The organism is Litorivicinus lipolyticus (genome assembly GCF_009650135.1).
In the GTDB taxonomy this organism is placed as follows: Bacteria; Pseudomonadota; Gammaproteobacteria; order Pseudomonadales; family Litorivicinaceae; genus Litorivicinus; species Litorivicinus lipolyticus.
The window spans coordinates 390602-406444 of the sequence record NZ_CP045871.1 but is presented as its reverse complement, the minus strand read 5'-3'; the positions used below and the strand labels follow the sequence as shown (position 1 = coordinate 406444).

The window sequence follows — 15843 nt, the reverse complement described above, 5'->3', positions numbered from 1 at the left end:
TACACAATCAAATCGCACGAAGCAAACCAATACCCGAGACCACTAGCCAAAGGCCCAGCGCCGACAATAGCGCATAGGCTGCGCGGCGAAAGTTTGTGTCGCTCAATGCGGGCGACCACCGGCGGGCGGCGAACGCACCCGCGGCGATGGCCGGCAACGCAATGGCAATGGCGTAACCCAGCTCAACCGACCAATCACCGTTAACTCCCACTACCGCTAGGCGCACGATGGAGCTGACGCTGAACATCAAAAACAAACAGGCGCGCACCACCGGCAGCGACCAGGGCTGGCGATACAGGGTAAAGACCAAAGGCGGCCCACCGGTGCTAAACAGCCCGCCCAAGAAACCCGACAAGGCGCCGGTCAGCGCCATCACCCCGGGGCCACTGGTGCGTGCGTTGCGCGGCGGCGTCATCACCGAAGTCGCCGCGGTCAGCATGAAGATGGTGCCCATCAGTATTTCGAGCCAGGCAACCGAATCACCCGACAGCACATTCAGCGCATAAACACCGGCGACCATCATTGGGCTTTGCAGTGCTAACAGCCATAGCGCGCTGCGCCACGGGATTTGCCGCCAATGACGCTGCAAGCCCAGCGCAGAATTAAGAAAGGCCGAGGCACTGACCAACATTGCGGTAAACGCGATCGGCGCCAAGCCAAAGCCGGTCGCAAACCCCATCACCAACATTCCCAGTGCAAAGCCGCTCAGGGTCTGGACATAGGAGCCCACGAAAATGGCCAGCAGCAGGCCGATCCAGTGTATTTCTAGCGCAGCCAAAACCGGCCATCCTTATTGATCATTCGAGGGGGTTACAGCTCGCCATCGGCCAGCCGAGGTGTCAGACTCTGGCGCATTCATTCGCCGACTCAGGATTACGCCCAATGGCACAAGTTGACTACTGGTTTTCGCCGATTTCACCCTTCACCTACTTTGCAGGCGACCGCTTAGAAAAGACCGGGCTGACGATTAACTACCGCCCTTTTAACATACCCGCGGTATTCGCTGCGACTGGTGGAGTGCCGGTACCCCAGCGCAGCCCCCAGCGCCAAGCGTATCGCCTTCAGGAAATCGAGCGTTTAGCCAAAAAGTCAGGGCTGCCGGTCAATCTGAAGCCGGCGTTTTTCCCGGTTGATGCGTCGCTGGCATGCCAGTGGATGCTGGTTGCGCGAAACGCAGGCGCGGACATCGGCGCGTTAGCGCGGGCACTGCTGAGCGCGGTCTGGGCCGAAGACAAAAACATTGCCGACGCCGACACCTTAGCGGCGATCTCGGAACAGCTGGGCATGGATGCAACCTGGCTCAGCGCCGCGGCGGATGCTGCGCAGTTGCTGACTGATGAGACCCAAGCGGCGATCGACGCGGGCGTATTCGGCAGCCCCTTCTATCAGGTTGGCGAGCAGTTGTTCTGGGGACAGGAAAAAATCGACGATTTGGCGGACTACGTCTAGTCAAGTTCAGGCGTCAGGGCGACGGGTCGCCCTGACGTTGTTGAGGTTAGTTCGATTCAATCAAATGATCATTGCCGGGTCCGGCGATTTCAATTTGGCGCGGCTTTAGTGCCTCGGGTACTTCACGCACTAACTCAATATGCAAAATACCATGCTCCAAGTTAGCGCCGGTCACTCGGACGTGCTCGGCCAGCTGGAATTTGCGTTCGAAATTGCGCTGGGCAATACCGCGATGCAGGAAATTTCGCGGCGTATCACCGTCCTCGACCAGCGCTTTTTTGCCTTTGATCAGCAGCTCGTCACGATGGGTTTCAAGGCTCAGTTCCGCCCGATCAAAACCGGCCACGGCCAGCGAAATGGTGTAGCTATTTTCCGCGGTGATTTCGATGTTGTAGTGCGGATAACCGCTGGATACGTCCTGACGCGACGCGCTTTCGAGCATTGATGCCAGGCGGTCGAAACCGACGGAGCTACGGTACAGGGGTGTAAAGTCTATTGTCATGGTGCAATCCTCAGTTGAGCAATTGATTAGTCTTGCCCCTCACATGGAGCGGGCGATTAATAGGGCCTCCATTGAGCACCCTACTGACTACCTGAGGACTGCGAATTTCATTTTCAAGGGGATTTTCGGTCAATCGTCCAGCCGCCACCGGCACGGCGGTACTCAAAGCGATCATGTAAACGTGACGAGCGACCCTGCCAAAATTCAATAACCTCTGGCACCACCCGATATCCCCCCCAGTGCGCCGGGCGCTCAATCTGGTCGGGGAAGCGCTCGGCCGCTTCATCGAACTGGCGTTGCAGCTGGGTTTCGCTACCCAACACCTGCGATTGTTGCGACGCCCACGCGCCCAACTGGCTGGTCCGCGGGCGTGACGCGAAATACGCGTCCGCAGCCGCGTCCGGAACGTGCTCGACGCGCCCTTCGATGCGCACCTGCCGCTCCAATGCCTCCCACCAAAACACCAACGCCGCGTATGGTGTCGACGCCAACGCCACCCCCTTTGCACTGTCTTTATTGGTGTAAAAGCTAAAGCCACTGGCATCCAAATCTTTGAGCAGCACGACCCGCGCTTGCGGTCGCCCATCCGCCACCGTCGCCAAGGTCATCGCGTTGGCCTCGCGGCATTGCGCCTTGGCCTGGTCAAACCAGCGGTTAAATTGATCCAACGGATCGTCCAACAGTTCGTCCCGGTGCAATTCGCCGGCACGGTAATCCTGACGCAAGTCAGACAGCTCTCGGTTCATATCAACTCCAGTTGGCCAACGCATCAAGCGCTTGGCTGAGGGTGCGCACCGGCACAATATCAGCCCCCGCAGGGGCTTTCTTGGGGGCATTACCGGCCGGCACCAGTAAGCGTTTGAATCCGTGTTTAACCGCCTCGGTGATGCGTTCTTGACCGCCGGGCACGGGGCGAACTTCACCGCCCAGCCCGAGCTCGCCAAACATCGCCAAATCCGACGGCAGCGCGATCGAGCGAAAACTGCTGACCAAGGCCAGCACCAAGGCCAAGTCCGCACCGGTTTCGGTCAGCCGGACACCGCCGACGACGTTGGCGAATACGTCTTGATCACCGATCAGAACATTGCCGTGGCGGTGCAAAATCGCCAACAGCATCCCCAGACGGGCCTGGTCCAGGCCAACCGCCAACCGCCGCGGCGGTCCATGCGCGGTGTCGACCAAAGCTTGAATCTCGATCAAAAGCGGGCGCGTGCCCTCGCGCGTGACCGACACGGCGCTGCCGGGAGAGGGCTCGTCGGGGCGGTCCAGAAAAATGGCCGAGGGCTCGCGAATTTCGCGCAACCCTTTGTCGGTCATGGCAAAAATGCCCAACTCGTTGACCGTACCAAAGCGGTTCTTGACCGCCCGCAAGGTGCGGTAACGGCCGTCCGCATCACCGTCCAGCAGCAACGACGCATCGATCATATGCTCAAGCACTTTAGGCCCCGCCAAATTGCCGTCTTTGGTGACATGGCCAATCATCAGCACCACCTGTCCGGTTTGCTTGGCGTGTCGGGTCAGCAACGCCGCCGACTCGCGCACCTGGGTGACGCTACCGGGCGTGGCGGTTAACTCGGCAACCCGAGTGACCTGAATCGAATCGACCACAATCACTGCCGGTTGCATGTCCTCGGCCGCCGCCAAAATGCCCTCGACCCGGGTTTCGCTCATCAGCTCCAGGTGCGCCGGATCCAGCCCCAGACGCTGAGCGCGCACGGCAATTTGCTCCAGCGACTCTTCGCCACTGACGTACAGCACCGGGCGCTCGGCCGCCAGCGCACTGGTGACTTGTAGCAACAGAGTTGATTTGCCGGCCCCGGGGTGCCCGCCCAGCAACACCACTGAACCTGGCACAAAGCCGCCACCCAGGACGCGGTTAAGTTCATGTGAGCGGGTTTGAATGCGTGCGATATCTGCGGTTTTGACGTCCGACAGCTTCATCCGTGCCGGTGCCGACCCGGTCCAGGACGTGGCTGACTTTGACAGTAGTGGAGCGGCCGCTTCGGACACCAGATTCCACTCTCCACAGGTCGAACACTGACCCTGCCAGCGCGGGTAACTGGCGCGGCAGCCGGAACAGGTAAACAGGGTTTTGGCCTTAGCCAAGAGCACCTCCAGGGCGCCAAGACATGGCGTCAGGCGCGATTAAGATAAAGCGACGTCGCCGAGCCGATCGAGGACCGATCCGAGCGCGCGCTGGCCGCCATTATCAACGAATCAGCGAATAACGTCAGCAACGACTGCGTAATCCAATAATCCGCGTCGTGCACGACCGGCGCATTCACCAGCGCCACCGTCATGTCGGCATTGGCCGCCAGCGGCAGTGACTCCGGCGCCACCGCGACCAAACGGGCACCGCGCACCCGATACGGTTCAAGCGCAGTATTAGCCGCGCTGGTACCGGTCAAATCCAGAGCGAGCACTATGTCACTGGCACCCAGCGGCTCACGCGGCGTCGGCAACGACAGGCTGGCCTGAATGCCCTGATGACGAAAGGCTTCGACCAGACGAAGGGCCGCGGCGTGCTCGTTTTTCCCAGCCAATACAAACACCCGCTGGGCCATGAAAAGCCAATCAACCAAGGTGCGGATTGGCCATTCACGGACACGGCGGTGGGCGTCTTGGACCAAGGCCAGGTGGGATTCAAACATCCGCTCGAAAATCGCGACGCCAGTTAAATCTTCATGTATGTCGCGCAGCCTATAGTCCTGCGAGGACGAGAGCTCTTGGGCCAATTTTAGTTTTAGGTCCGGGTAACCGAGACACCCCACCCGCCGGCAAAAACGGTTTACTGTGGGTTGACTAACACCGGCTTGGATGGCCATTTTAGCGATTGACAGGTGAATAGCCGCGTGCGGTTCGTTCAAAAAGACGTCCGCCACACGCCGCTCTGATTTGCTGAGCCCCGGTGCTTGCGCCTGGATTCGTTCAAGAATCATTACAGTCGGCCTGAATCGTATTAAGTTAGGCGACGCTAGAGCATTTATAGGAAACAAGATAGTGAAATGGCCCAAAAACGCGACGCGTGTGAAGCTTTTGTTTTGGATTTTGGCGGCAATAGGTCCCTCTGTTGCGGCCTCGGAATGGACAAAGCCTGAACAACAAGCCCTCGCCCCCGGCGCGCTTGGGCAACGCCTCAGCGACCCACAGCAGTCCCCGCAACCCAGCACCGGGGTGATCAATTTCTGGGCGACCTGGTGCGCCCCCTGCGTCAAAGAGCTGCCTGACCTATTGGCGCTGGAACAGTCATTGGGCAGCGCGGGGTCGCTGTGGCTGGTCAATGTCGGCGAAAGCGTCGAACAAATTGAACGGTTTGCCGCCGACAACCCCGCCATTCAATGGCGCCGGGACCAAATCACCGTGGGCGTCGGGTTTGCCGAAATGCGGGCACTGGCGTTGCGTGGCTTGCCCAGCACGTTTTTAATCCGCGACGGCCAATTAATTGCACGTGCGGACGGCGTGCGCAATTGGGCCGATCCCGGCGAGCAAGCCTGGATCAAGGCTCAGCTGACAGCGCCTCGGTAAGCCCATCCAGCGTTAGCACCTGGCCCAGTACTTGCGGCATAGCAGCGGGCCGATAGACCACGTACAGTGGCACGCCGATGCGCCCGTAGCTGTCAAGATACGCCGTAATAGTCGGGTCGTAATCAGTCCAGTCGCCTTTGAGCCAACTGACATCCAAGCCCGCTAACGATGGATGGCTAAATACCAACTGCTCATTGGCCAAGCACGAAATGCACCAGTCCGCCGTCATGTTAGTCAGGACCGTACGCCCGCCAGCGCGATGATCGGCCAGGCTTTGCGCCGAATATGGGGCCCATTGTAGGCGCGGTTGCAGCGCGCCCTGGATGCCAAAGCCAGCCCAGATCAGTGCAGCCAACACCAAGCCCACCGCCAAACGTGGCGCCTCGGCAATGCGCCACACCCAGACGATCAGCGCCACCACCACCACGCCCAAAGCCCAGCGGAAGTCAAAGCCAACGCCAATTTGACGCCCCAAAATCCATACTAGCCACAGCCCGGTCAGCCCCATTGGGAACGCCAAGAACTGTTTAAACCGCAGCATCCAAGGACCCGGTCGCGGCAACGCGCGGGCCAGCGCCGGACTTAGGTGAAGCAACAGCATCGGCAAAGCCAACCCCAGTCCAAGCGCGACAAAGGTCGCCAAGGTCATGCCGGTGCCGCTGGCCAGTGCAAAGCCCATGGCCGGCCCCATCAGCGGCGCCGTACAGGGGCTGGACACCACGACCGCCAGTACCCCGGTGAAAAAATCGCCACGCCAGCCCGCAGATTGGGTCAACCCCTGTCCAACACCGGCCCACGATCCGCGCAACTCGATCACACCCGCCAGCGCTGCGGTGACTGCAAGCATCACCAGCGCCATCGCACCGACGAACCACGGCGATTGCAGCTGAAAACCCCAACCGACTTTCAGGCCGAGTTGACGAAGGCTCAGCAACCCCGCCGCCAACACTACGAAACTGACCAGCACGCCCAGGGTAAACACCAGGCCTTTGGTCAGGCGTTCAGAGCGTGACAAGCCCGCGCTTTGAGCCAAGCCCAGCGCCTTGATCGACAAAATTGGAAACACACAGGGCATCAAATTCAGCAACACCCCACCGACCAGCGCAAACAGCAACATTTGCAGCCACGGCGACTGCGCGGGCTGGACCGCGCCTGCGCTGACCGCTAACGGCCAACTTTGGCCGCTGGCCTGGTGGACCACCAAGGCCCGCGGACGGACATCGCCCGGCGACGCCGAAAACACCGCGCGCTGACCCACGGCGGCAACCGGGGCGAAATCCGCCGCGGCGATAACGTCGTTGCTGTAGGGGAATAGCTGCCAGCGCGAACCCGACGGGATACCCGCCGGCAGGCTGACCGCGAGCCGTCCGCGGGCATCCCACACGGCGTCCAGCGGCTCACTGGCCGGCAGCGCGGCACGGGTCTGGGCAAACAGGCGGGGCTGGCCAATACCGTCCGGCCCCAAGGTCAAGCTAAGGGTGGCGGATTCAGGCACACAGATGTCACGACAGGTCAGCCAGTTAGCGTCAGCCGATACCGTCACCGACGCGCCCTGGTAGTCCCACGGGACCTGAATCGGGGCCATCAACAGCACCTCGGATTCGTAACCAAATACGTTGAGCCCGGCAAACACTTTGGCCTCGGGGGTCGGCCAGCGAGTCGATCCGACAATCCAACTCGGCGGCAGCGCCCAATCGATCTGCGCGGGCGCACCAGACGCCCCAGCGTTGCGCCAATAGGTGTGCCAGCCTGGCTGTAAGCGCAGGTGCAAACCGACCCAATGCGTTTGGCCGGCCGTTAACTGGCCAGATTCAGACACCAACGCCGGCACGGTGCCGGCGGGCAAGGTAGTGGCGCGAACGGTTGTGCTAAGGACAACCGCAGCAATCAGTAAGAGCCATCGCATGGGCCCATTAGAGCCCAAAAGAGGTGATGGGTTCCAGCGACTTAGAGAAAATCGCCGACGCGCAAAATTTTCATGGTGTTGGTGCCGCCGTGCAGCCCCAAGCGATCGCCTTTGGTAAAGATCACCAAATCATCGGCCTTAAGGTAGCCCAAGGTAGCGGCCGCCTGGATGGCTTGCTCGTCAACGCGCAGACTCGGCGTGGACTGGTAATCCAGTGCAACCGGGAAAACACCACGATACAGGGCCATCCGACCCAGCGCTGAGGGCTCACGGGTCATCGCAATAATCGGCAAATGCGAGCCGATCCGGCTCATCCAACGCGGTGTTGAACCGGATTCGGTCAAACACAGAATCGCCGCGACGCCTTTGAGGCGGTTGGCCGCATACATGGCGCTCAAGGCAATCGCCTCGTCATGGCTGGTGAAGGCTTGCTGTAGGCGCTCCTCGGAAATACGCGCTTCGCGTTCAACTTCGGCGCCTTCGGCGGTGCGCGCCATAGCCTCGACAGTTTCAACCGGGTAACTGCCAGCGGCCGTTTCACCGCTTAACATGACCGCATCGGTACCGTCCAAGACCGCGTTGGCGACGTCAAACACTTCGGCACGCGTCGGCAGTGAGCTTGAAATCATTGATTCCATCATCTGTGTCGCCGTAATGACGATGCGATCCAAGGCACGGGCCCGAGCGATAATGCGTTTTTGAACGCCGACCAAGTGGGCGTCACCAATTTCCACGCCCAAATCACCACGCGCCACCATGACACCGTCGGATTCACGAATAATCGCGTCCAAGGTGGCTTCGTCGGCGACCGCTTCGGCGCGTTCGATTTTGGCAATCAAACCTGCGGTGCCGCCCACGGCCTTCATTTCGCGGCGCGCTTCTCGCATGTCCGCAGCGCTGCGAGGGAAGGACACGGCGATATAATCAATGCCGATTTCGACCGCGCTGCGCAGGTCGCTCAAGTCTTTTTGGGTCAGCGCAGGCGCCGACAGACCGCCGCCTTGGCGGTTAATGCCCTTGTTATTGCTCAGCGTGCCGGCACGCTCAACCACCGTGGTGATGCGCTCGCCACTGATCGACTGAACGCGCAAGGTGATACGGCCGTCGTCTAGCAACAACAAGTCGCCGGCGGTGCAATCGCTGGGCAATGCCTTGTAATCAATACCAACTTCGGTTTGTGTGCCGGCATCGCGTTCAAGGCTGGCATCCAACACGAAGGTGTCGCCGGGGGCCAGCTCAATGTGGCCATCGGCAAAGCGTGCAATACGGATCTTAGGACCCTGCAAGTCGGCCAAAATCGCGACCTGCACTTGGTTGTCAGAGGCCGCTTTACGCACCCACTCCGCGCGCTGGCGATGATCTTCCGGCTCGCCGTGCGAGAAGTTCAGGCGAACGCAATTAACGCCCGCCTTGATGATCCGATCGATCATCTCGGGCGAGTCCGTTGACGGTCCCAAAGTGGCTACGATTTTTGTGCGGCGCAATGACATCTGAACTCACCTTCTAAAATATTGTTTTATTACTACATCTAACTATACCACCGACCCAGGTATATCACGCGCCCTCAATTACTGTATATAATGACAGTATGCAAACCATCACACTCGGTTCCATCCTTGAACAAGGCCAGGTCTGGACCGCGGACGGCTCGTCCTTGCGCACAAAGCCCGCGGGCAAGCGCCCCAGCGGATTCACCCAGCTCGACGACCAGCTTGCACAAGGCGGCTGGCCGGCGCACGGCATCACCGAAATACACAGCAAAACACCCGGCGCCGGCGAACTTCAACTGATACTGCCGGGACTGCAAAAACGCGGCGACACCGACAAACTTTGGGTCTGGCTCGATCCGCCACACACCCCCATGCCACAAGCCTTGGCCGCGCAGGGTATTAATCTAGCCAACTGCCTGCTTATCCGCACTCAAAACTCAGGCGATGCACTGTGGGCTTTTGAACGATGCTTACAGTCCGGCTGCGTCGACAGCGCCATGGCCTGGTTACGTCACGCACCCTCCAGCGCGGCCTTGCGGCGACTGCAAATGGCCGCCGAACGCGGACATTCGCTTGGCCACTTAATACATCATGCCAACTGGCAGCTGGATGCCGGCACCCACGCCCGCATTTACCTGCACCCCAGCGAAACCATGGGCCAAGTCGATGTCCATCTACAGCGCCAGCGCAATGGCCGCGGCTACAACCCGATCCGGCTGCCGCTGCTGGCCCTGCAAGCCGCCCAACACGCCAAGCCAAAACCCAGCAACCTACCCGACCACGCGCAACTGTCATGGCTGGAGCCACATCGGCACGCGCAGCTATGAGTAGCCTATACCTAGCCCTGTGCATCGACGACTTGGCTCTCGCCGCCGCCCGCTTAGGCGGCGCCCTCAGCCCCTGTGTGGTGGTCGAAAATCGCCATGTGATTGCCGCCGATGCCGAGGCTGAAAACCTGGGCATTTTGGCCGGACAAAGCGCCGACACCGCCTTGGCACTGGCCAACATCACATTGTCACCACGTTGCCGCAACACCGAACGCTCATTGATGCGCGCCAGCGCCGACTGGGCCTACCGCCACAGCAGCTGGGTTCACTGCCACGACCAACACTTGATCATGGAAGTCGGCGGCAGCCTGAAATTATTCGGCGACCTGGAAACCCTATGGCAACGCATGCAAACCCGCGTATTGCACCGCATCGGGCGCTGTCGCATGGGCTTAGGGCCGACGCCCGCCGCCGCGCTACAGTTTGCGACCTTGGAGTGGCAGACCTTGGATGTCGAGCAAACCCGCGAGTGGTTGCCTAATATTCCGCTGCACAGCCTGCCGCTGGAAACGCCCCTGTTACTAAAATTGCAGGGCATGGGGCTGAAAACGGTCGGCGAACTGATGGCCTTCAGCGGCGCCGATTTAGCCCGGCGCTTCCCCCACAGCTTAATTGACTACCTTCAGCGCTTACTCGGCCAGCGCCCGGATCCACGCCCGTTATGGCAACCGCGCGAACACTTCGATGCCTGGCTGCACCTACAACAGCCCTGTCGCACCAGCACCGCATTGATATTTCCGCTGCGTCACTTGCTAGAGCAATTCGAGGACTACCTCAAAGCGCGTCAATTGCAATGCACCCAGCTTAGCGTAACGGCCCGCCAAGAAAACCGCAGCGAATTGACGCTGCGCATTGATTTGGGCGGCGGCAGCAACCAACTCAGCGACTTGCTGGAACCGCTTAAAATAAAGTTGCCGACCCTGGCTCTAAGCGATCGAGTCGGTGACTTGCGCTTGCAAAGCCGCAGCTTCCAAGCCTGGCATGCACAAACACCAGACCTAATGGCGCCGCAAAGCCAAGACACCCAAACCAGCCTGCTCAATGCCCTGCGCGCACGCTTAGGTGACGACGCCTTGCTTGGCCTTAGCTGCAACAGCGGGTGGGTGCCCGAAGACGCCAACCAAATCAACCACTGGGGCGCCCAGCCCGACCAACATCACAGCACACCACTGATTCGGCCCACCTGGTTACTTGACGAGCCACGCCCGTTAAACCCACACCAAGTCCAACAAATGCACTGCGTGCGTGGGCCCGAGCGTATCGAAAGCCGCTGGTGGCATGACCAAGGTGTGCGCCGGGACTATCAAGTCGCCTGGCACAACGGCACCTTAATGTGGGTCTATCAGGACTTGCGCACCCACGCGTGGTACCTACATGGTTTGTTCGCCTGACTCAGGCCCGACGCAACGCCTGAATCAAGTTCAAGCGTGTGCCATCGGCCTGACCCAATTGAGACTGCAGTGCCGATGCATCAACCGCAGGACTGAACAAAAAACCTTGCAACGCATCCACCCCAAAACTCGAAAGCTGGCTTAACTGCGCCGCCGTTTCGACGCCCTCAGCGACGATCTTCAGTTCCAGCTGTTTGGCTACCCCGATCAAGGCCCCGGCCACACGATGGCCCTCAACCGTGCCCATCTCGGCGACGCGCTGGCGGCTTAATTTCAAAGTCGAGATTGGCAGCCGATCCAATTGCATCAGGTTGATATGACCGTCGCCAAACCCCGACAACGCGAACCCCATGCCGGCCTCGGACAATTGACGAATACGGCGTCCAGTTTCCGCAGCATTGAACTGGATCGTCGCCTCGCTGACTTCAAACTGAATACGATCCGCCGCAAACCCCGCCTGCGCCAAAATACGCAGGGTCGTGTCAACAAAAGTCGGGTCATTAAGCTGGGCCAGGCTCAAGTTAATCGCCACCGCCAAGTCGCTGTGTACGCCCAACTGCGCACACAGGCAGTGTGTCGCCCAATGACCGATGCTGGTCATCAGGCCACTGTCTTCGGCGATACTCAAAAACTCGCCCGGCGCTAACTTGCCGCGGTCGCGGTGGTCCCACCGGATCAGCGCCTCGACCCGCTGAATACGACCGCTGACCGCATCCACTTGGGGTTGGTACTCCAAGGCAAATTCTTCGCGACGTAACGCTCGACGCAGGGCGATTTCAACGCTTTGTTGACGCTCGTGAAGCTGGCCCATGCCGGCGGTAAAATAGCGGCACGAAATACCGTGCTGGCGCTTGGCTTGACGCAAGGCCAGTTCCGCCGCGGGCATCACGTCCACGGCTTTTAATCCCGCATCCGGGAACACCACCACGCCCATGGAATAGCTGGCTGGAGCGCCGCGGTACGGCAGTTCCAGTGCCGAGGCCAGTGCCTGATGAATTTTTTCGACGACACGAAAGACCGCCAATGAGCCCTTAATGCTCGGGCTTAACACCGCGAACGTGCCGCCGTTGACGCGCGCAATGGTGTCGCGCACCAGCAAGGTCTGGCGTAACTGGCGCCCCATCCGGGCCAACACTTGATCGCCGGCCCGTTCGCCGCCCAAATCGTTGATTTTGGCCAACTCGTCAATGTCGATCAGCGCCAGCAGCATCGGCCGTTCGCGGTCCAGCGGCTGGGCCAGCAGCGATTCCAAACGCCGTCCCAGGGTGGCGCGGCTGACCGCACCGGTCAGGGCGTCCAGGTCACGGCTGCGTTCTGAAAAGGCCTCGGCCCGGCGCAATACCGCCAGCGACACCAATCGTTCTAGTGCCCAGGCATCCAACCGTTGCAGCACTGCAAAATCGCTGACGCCGCGGGGCAGCACCGATAACGCCTGATCACTGATGCCGATCACCACCGCGTGCGCCGCTTCATCGCAAAACGCCAACACCTGCGCCAGCCAGGGCTGCTCCATGTCCGCCAAATCCAACATCACCACCTGAACGTCGGCTGGGACCCGAGAACACTCGAGTGCTTGCGATGGGCTGTTAACCAACAATTCAAAGGGTTCAGTCAGGTCCGGCAACAGGCGCTCAATGAGTGCCCCACGCTCCGGCGCGCCAACCCACATGACCTTGGGCTGCTGTAACAGTCGTGCGTAATCCGGTGACCCCATCGGCGCTCCTTTGTGCAAGCGTCCACCCTAGGCCATGACCGGAATTTCAAATGAGGGGCAACGCACAAACTGTGCCTGTAAAAGTCGCGAGCCTATAACGCTTCACTGACGCCAATGGGCAGACAACGACCACGCCACAGCAGCCCAGCGGTGCTAAACTTCCGCCCCGCTAAGGAGAGCCCGTTGAATCTATCAAGCCTAAATCCGCGTCAACGCGAAGCCGTCAAACACACTGGCAGCCCGCTTCTGGTGTTGGCGGGCGCCGGCTCAGGCAAGACCAGCGTGATCACACGCAAGATCGCCTATCTGATTCAAACCTTGGAGTACCCGGCCAGCAAAATCTATGCCGTGACCTTTACCAACAAGGCCGCTCGCGAAATGAAAGAGCGGGTCGACGGGCTACTCGAAAAAGGCGAAGGCCGCGGTCTCAGCGTCGGCACTTTTCACAGTTTTGGACTCAACTTCATCCGCCGCGAAGCGCGCGCTCTGAACATGAAAAGTGGCTTCTCGATTTTGGACGGCGAGGATGTGCTAAACGTCATAACCGACCTAATGATGGCGACCAACGAGGGCGACAAGGACTTAGCTAAACGCGTCCAACACCGCATGGGCGAATGGAAAAACGATCTAGTGTCACCAGCCCAAGCGCTGTCCTTCGCGGAAACCGAAGAAGACGTTCAGTTCGCCAACATCTACGAAAAGGTCCAGCGCTATATGCGTGCTTGCAACAGCGTCGACTTTGACGACCTGATTGCCTTGCCGACCTGGTTGCTGGAAAACGACGAGGTCATCCGTACGCGCTGGCAAAATAAGATCCGACATTTATTGGTGGACGAATATCAGGACACCAACGGCGCCCAATACCGGTTGGTCAAACAGTTGGTCGGCCCGCGCGAGGCGCTGACGGTGGTCGGCGACGATGACCAATCCATTTATGCCTGGCGTGGCGCGCGCCCGGAAAACCTGTTCGAGCTGAGCAACGATTACCCCAGTTTAAAAGTCGTCAAACTCGAGCAAAACTACCGCTCGACCAACGGCATTCTAAAATCCGCCAACACCCTGATTGCTAACAACCCCCACGAACACGAGAAAACCCTGTGGTCGGACAAGGGCGAAGGCGACGACATCCGCATTTTGGCCTGTGCCAACGAAGAAGCCGAAGCTGAACGCGTCGCCGGCTCGATACTGGACCACCGGCTTCGAACCAAACAAAAATACCGCGACTACGCAGTGCTGTACCGCTCAAACCACCAAGCGCGACCGCTGGAAATGGCACTGCAACGCTTCAAAATTCCCTACAAAATGACCGGCGGCACCAGCTTCTTTGCCCGCGCCGAAGTGCGCGACGCCATGAGCTACCTTCGCTTGCTGCTTAACCCGGACGATGACAATGCCTTACTGCGCGTGGTCAATACGCCGCGCCGCGGCATCGGCATTGCCACCCTCGAGGGCCTTGGCCGGTACGCCATGGATCGCGAAAAGCCCATGCTCGCGTGCATTGACGAGCTGGGCATTCAAAGCAAGCTCAAAGACGCTCAGCTGGAGCGATTGCGTAACTTTTCCGAGATGATCTGGGAGAAACGCCAAGCGCTGGACGAGGGCAACGGGTTGCGCGCCATTATGGAGCTGTTTGTCGAGATCGGGTACGAAGACCACCTGCGCCAGGAATCCAGCTCGGAAGCCCAGGGCGAGCGCCGGGTCCAAAACTTCCAGTTTTTGATCGACGCCATTCGCAAAGACATCGCGCGCGACCCCGAAGAAGACACCCTGGTCGAATTGGAGGGCGACGAGGACGACAGCGAAGCCGCCGACGAGACCGCCGTCGAGGCCGCCATCCGTAAACTGGTGTTGCGCGACTTACTGGAGCGCCAGGAAGAAGAGGACGACAGCGACCGCGTCCAACTGGCGACCTTGCACGCCGCCAAGGGTTTGGAATTCCCGTTTGTGACCGTAATTGGTTGCGAAGAAAACATCTTGCCGCACCGCGGCAGCATCGAAGCGGACACGGTCGAGGAGGAGCGGCGACTGGCCTACGTTGGCGTCACCCGTGCCATGCGCGAATTGACCCTAACTTATTGTAAAGCCCGGCGCATGGGCGGTGAAAAAATCGAGACCTCGCCGTCGCGTTTTCTGGATGAGCTGCCCGAAGAGCACCGTCATTGGGAGGGCCGAGACCCGGTCAGCCCGGAACAAAACCGCGCCATGGGCGAATCGGTATTCGCCAGCTTACGCGCCAGCCTATCGGGGGATTCATGAAACGCGCATTAGTCCGACACGACCCACGCCAGCCCTACATCGGGCCGCCGTGCGCGGGGGTTTTGCTAACCCACGCCGCGCCCCCAGTCAGCCCAGCGCCCGCACCCTGGATCGCGATTGACCCCGCGCTGTTGGCAAAGCCCGTGGCACCGAGCGAACTGGGTCGACGCTACCGACAGTCACGCCAAGCAGGCATTCGCTCGGCTTGGATCGCCGGTGCCTTGTGCGGCCAAGCCTGCACCGAGATTGGAATTAACTTGGTATTGGGGCCCGACGTCGCGCTCGGCGGACTGTCCGACGATGCCGACGCGGTGGTTGCGCTGGGGCGGGCCTGGGCCATGGGACTGACCGCGTCTGGGGTCATGCCGATGCTGACGCCCTACCCGGGTCATCCCGCGGGGCTGCACGGTCAGGGGGCGATCGAGCTTTCGCCCGGCGACTTGATACTTGACGCAACACGGCCGGTGCGCGAGTTGGGCCCGATGGCGCCGTTCGTGCTGGCATCGGAACACATTTATCGCGCTATCGACTCCAGCCCGCTGGAACACTCCGCACACGCCCTGACCTGGGCCGATACGGTCACCGGCTACAGCGGGGTGGTCATTGGCAAGGGCCGCGCGGCCATCATGGCGGGTTGTGATTGGGCGCTGTGTGACGCCAGCGAGCTGGGGGACATCCCCGAACTGACACGCCCGATGCCGCAGCCCAAACCGTCACGGCCGCTGGACCGAGCCGCCTTGACCGACGAACTTGCTGGGTTGGGAAACTAACGCCGGCGCACAA

14 protein-coding genes are annotated in these 15843 nt (G+C 60.3%); 6 read left to right on the top strand and 8 right to left on the bottom strand.

Annotated features, from left to right (window positions below):
• Positions 1–7: 7 nt before the first annotated feature.
• Positions 8–778: a sulfite exporter TauE/SafE family protein gene (locus GH975_RS02040; protein ID WP_153712914.1), complete on the bottom strand. Its 771-nt coding sequence runs from the start codon at positions 776–778 to the stop codon at positions 8–10.
• 104 nt (positions 779–882) lie between these two features.
• On the opposite strand from GH975_RS02040, the gene GH975_RS02035 reads away from it, so the two are divergent.
• Positions 883–1449 carry a 2-hydroxychromene-2-carboxylate isomerase gene (locus GH975_RS02035; RefSeq protein ID WP_153712913.1) on the top strand — a complete coding sequence of 189 codons (567 nt, stop codon included), beginning with the start codon at positions 883–885 and terminating at the stop codon, positions 1447–1449.
• Between the two features lie 46 nt (positions 1450–1495).
• Here the strand turns inward: GH975_RS02035 and GH975_RS02030 are convergent, their stop codons facing one another.
• The 4 genes from GH975_RS02030 to GH975_RS02015 all read right to left on the bottom strand — a co-directional run bounded on the left by GH975_RS02030 (position 1496) and on the right by GH975_RS02015 (position 4890).
• Positions 1496–1951 carry an Hsp20 family protein gene (locus tag GH975_RS02030; protein ID WP_153712912.1) on the bottom strand — a complete coding sequence of 152 codons (456 nt, stop codon included), beginning with the start codon at positions 1949–1951 and terminating at the stop codon, positions 1496–1498.
• A gap of 113 nt (positions 1952–2064) precedes the next feature.
• The gene (gene pdxH / locus GH975_RS02025; RefSeq protein ID WP_153712911.1) at positions 2065–2697 is read right to left on the bottom strand and encodes a pyridoxamine 5'-phosphate oxidase; all 633 of its coding nucleotides are present in this window, start codon (positions 2695–2697) and stop codon (positions 2065–2067) included.
• Position 2698: 1 nt separating this feature from the next.
• Positions 2699–4057, bottom strand: a complete 1359-nt coding sequence (radA, locus tag GH975_RS02020) for a DNA repair protein RadA (protein ID WP_153712910.1) — start codon at positions 4055–4057, stop codon at positions 2699–2701.
• Between the two features lie 29 nt (positions 4058–4086).
• Positions 4087–4890 (bottom strand): MurR/RpiR family transcriptional regulator, encoded by an 804-nt coding sequence (locus tag GH975_RS02015; RefSeq protein WP_153712909.1) that lies wholly within the window; start codon positions 4888–4890, stop codon positions 4087–4089.
• Positions 4891–4951: 61 nt separating this feature from the next.
• Between GH975_RS02015 and GH975_RS02010 the strand changes: the two genes are divergently transcribed.
• On the top strand, positions 4952–5476 hold the full coding sequence (locus GH975_RS02010) for a TlpA family protein disulfide reductase (RefSeq protein ID WP_211365825.1): 525 nt from the start codon (positions 4952–4954) through the stop codon (positions 5474–5476).
• Here the strand turns inward: GH975_RS02010 and GH975_RS02005 are convergent.
• Both GH975_RS02005 and pyk read right to left on the bottom strand, forming a co-directional pair.
• A complete protein-coding gene (locus tag GH975_RS02005; RefSeq protein ID WP_153712907.1) occupies positions 5448–7382 on the bottom strand; it encodes a protein-disulfide reductase DsbD family protein in 1935 nt (644 codons plus the stop codon). The genes GH975_RS02010 and GH975_RS02005 overlap by 29 nt on opposite strands.
• Before the next feature lie 41 nt (positions 7383–7423).
• Complete coding sequence (gene pyk / locus GH975_RS02000; RefSeq protein WP_153712906.1) at positions 7424–8872, bottom strand: pyruvate kinase; 1449 nt, start codon at positions 8870–8872, stop codon at positions 7424–7426.
• Positions 8873–8970: 98 nt separating this feature from the next.
• Between pyk and imuA the strand changes: the two genes are divergently transcribed.
• Positions 8971–9699 carry a translesion DNA synthesis-associated protein ImuA gene (gene imuA / locus GH975_RS01995; RefSeq protein WP_153712905.1) on the top strand — a complete coding sequence of 243 codons (729 nt, stop codon included), beginning with the start codon at positions 8971–8973 and terminating at the stop codon, positions 9697–9699.
• On the top strand, positions 9696–11090 hold the full coding sequence (locus GH975_RS01990) for a Y-family DNA polymerase (RefSeq protein WP_153712904.1): 1395 nt from the start codon (positions 9696–9698) through the stop codon (positions 11088–11090). The genes imuA and GH975_RS01990 overlap by 4 nt, the downstream gene beginning before the upstream one ends.
• 1 nt (position 11091) lies before the next feature.
• Here GH975_RS01990 and GH975_RS01985 read toward each other — a convergent pair whose 3' ends face one another.
• Positions 11092–12804, bottom strand: coding sequence for a putative bifunctional diguanylate cyclase/phosphodiesterase (locus GH975_RS01985; RefSeq protein ID WP_153712903.1), 1713 nt, complete (start codon positions 12802–12804; stop codon positions 11092–11094).
• 114 nt (positions 12805–12918) lie between these two features.
• On the opposite strand from GH975_RS01985, the gene GH975_RS01980 reads away from it, so the two are divergent.
• Together GH975_RS01980 and GH975_RS01975 are read left to right on the top strand one after the other, a co-directional pair.
• Positions 12919–15060, top strand: coding sequence for a UvrD-helicase domain-containing protein (locus GH975_RS01980; protein WP_153712902.1), 2142 nt, complete (start codon positions 12919–12921; stop codon positions 15058–15060).
• On the top strand, positions 15057–15830 hold the full coding sequence (locus tag GH975_RS01975) for a glycoside hydrolase family 3 protein (protein ID WP_153712901.1): 774 nt from the start codon (positions 15057–15059) through the stop codon (positions 15828–15830). Before GH975_RS01980 ends, GH975_RS01975 begins: the two co-directional genes overlap by 4 nt.
• Positions 15831–15843 lie beyond the last annotated feature (13 nt).

Bases quoted from the DNA above. Each gene is read 5' to 3' on its own strand.
- GH975_RS01975 (WP_153712901.1), top strand. From the start codon at position 15,057: ATGAAACGCGCATTAGTCCGACACGACCCACGCCAGCCCTACATCGGG.
- GH975_RS02005 (WP_153712907.1), bottom strand. From the start codon at position 7,382: ATGCGATGGCTCTTACTGATTGCTGCGGTTGTCCTTAGCACAACCGTT.
- GH975_RS01990 (WP_153712904.1), top strand. From the start codon at position 9,696: ATGAGTAGCCTATACCTAGCCCTGTGCATCGACGACTTGGCTCTCGCC.
- GH975_RS02015 (WP_153712909.1), bottom strand. From the start codon at position 4,890: ATGATTCTTGAACGAATCCAGGCGCAAGCACCGGGGCTCAGCAAATCA.
- GH975_RS01985 (WP_153712903.1), bottom strand. From the start codon at position 12,804: ATGGGGTCACCGGATTACGCACGACTGTTACAGCAGCCCAAGGTCATG.
- imuA (WP_153712905.1), top strand. From the start codon at position 8,971: ATGCAAACCATCACACTCGGTTCCATCCTTGAACAAGGCCAGGTCTGG.
- GH975_RS02030 (WP_153712912.1), bottom strand. From the start codon at position 1,951: ATGACAATAGACTTTACACCCCTGTACCGTAGCTCCGTCGGTTTCGAC.
- GH975_RS01980 (WP_153712902.1), top strand. From the start codon at position 12,919: ATGGGCAGACAACGACCACGCCACAGCAGCCCAGCGGTGCTAAACTTC.
- pdxH (WP_153712911.1), bottom strand. From the start codon at position 2,697: ATGAACCGAGAGCTGTCTGACTTGCGTCAGGATTACCGTGCCGGCGAA.
- GH975_RS02035 (WP_153712913.1), top strand. From the start codon at position 883: ATGGCACAAGTTGACTACTGGTTTTCGCCGATTTCACCCTTCACCTAC.
- pyk (WP_153712906.1), bottom strand. From the start codon at position 8,872: ATGTCATTGCGCCGCACAAAAATCGTAGCCACTTTGGGACCGTCAACG.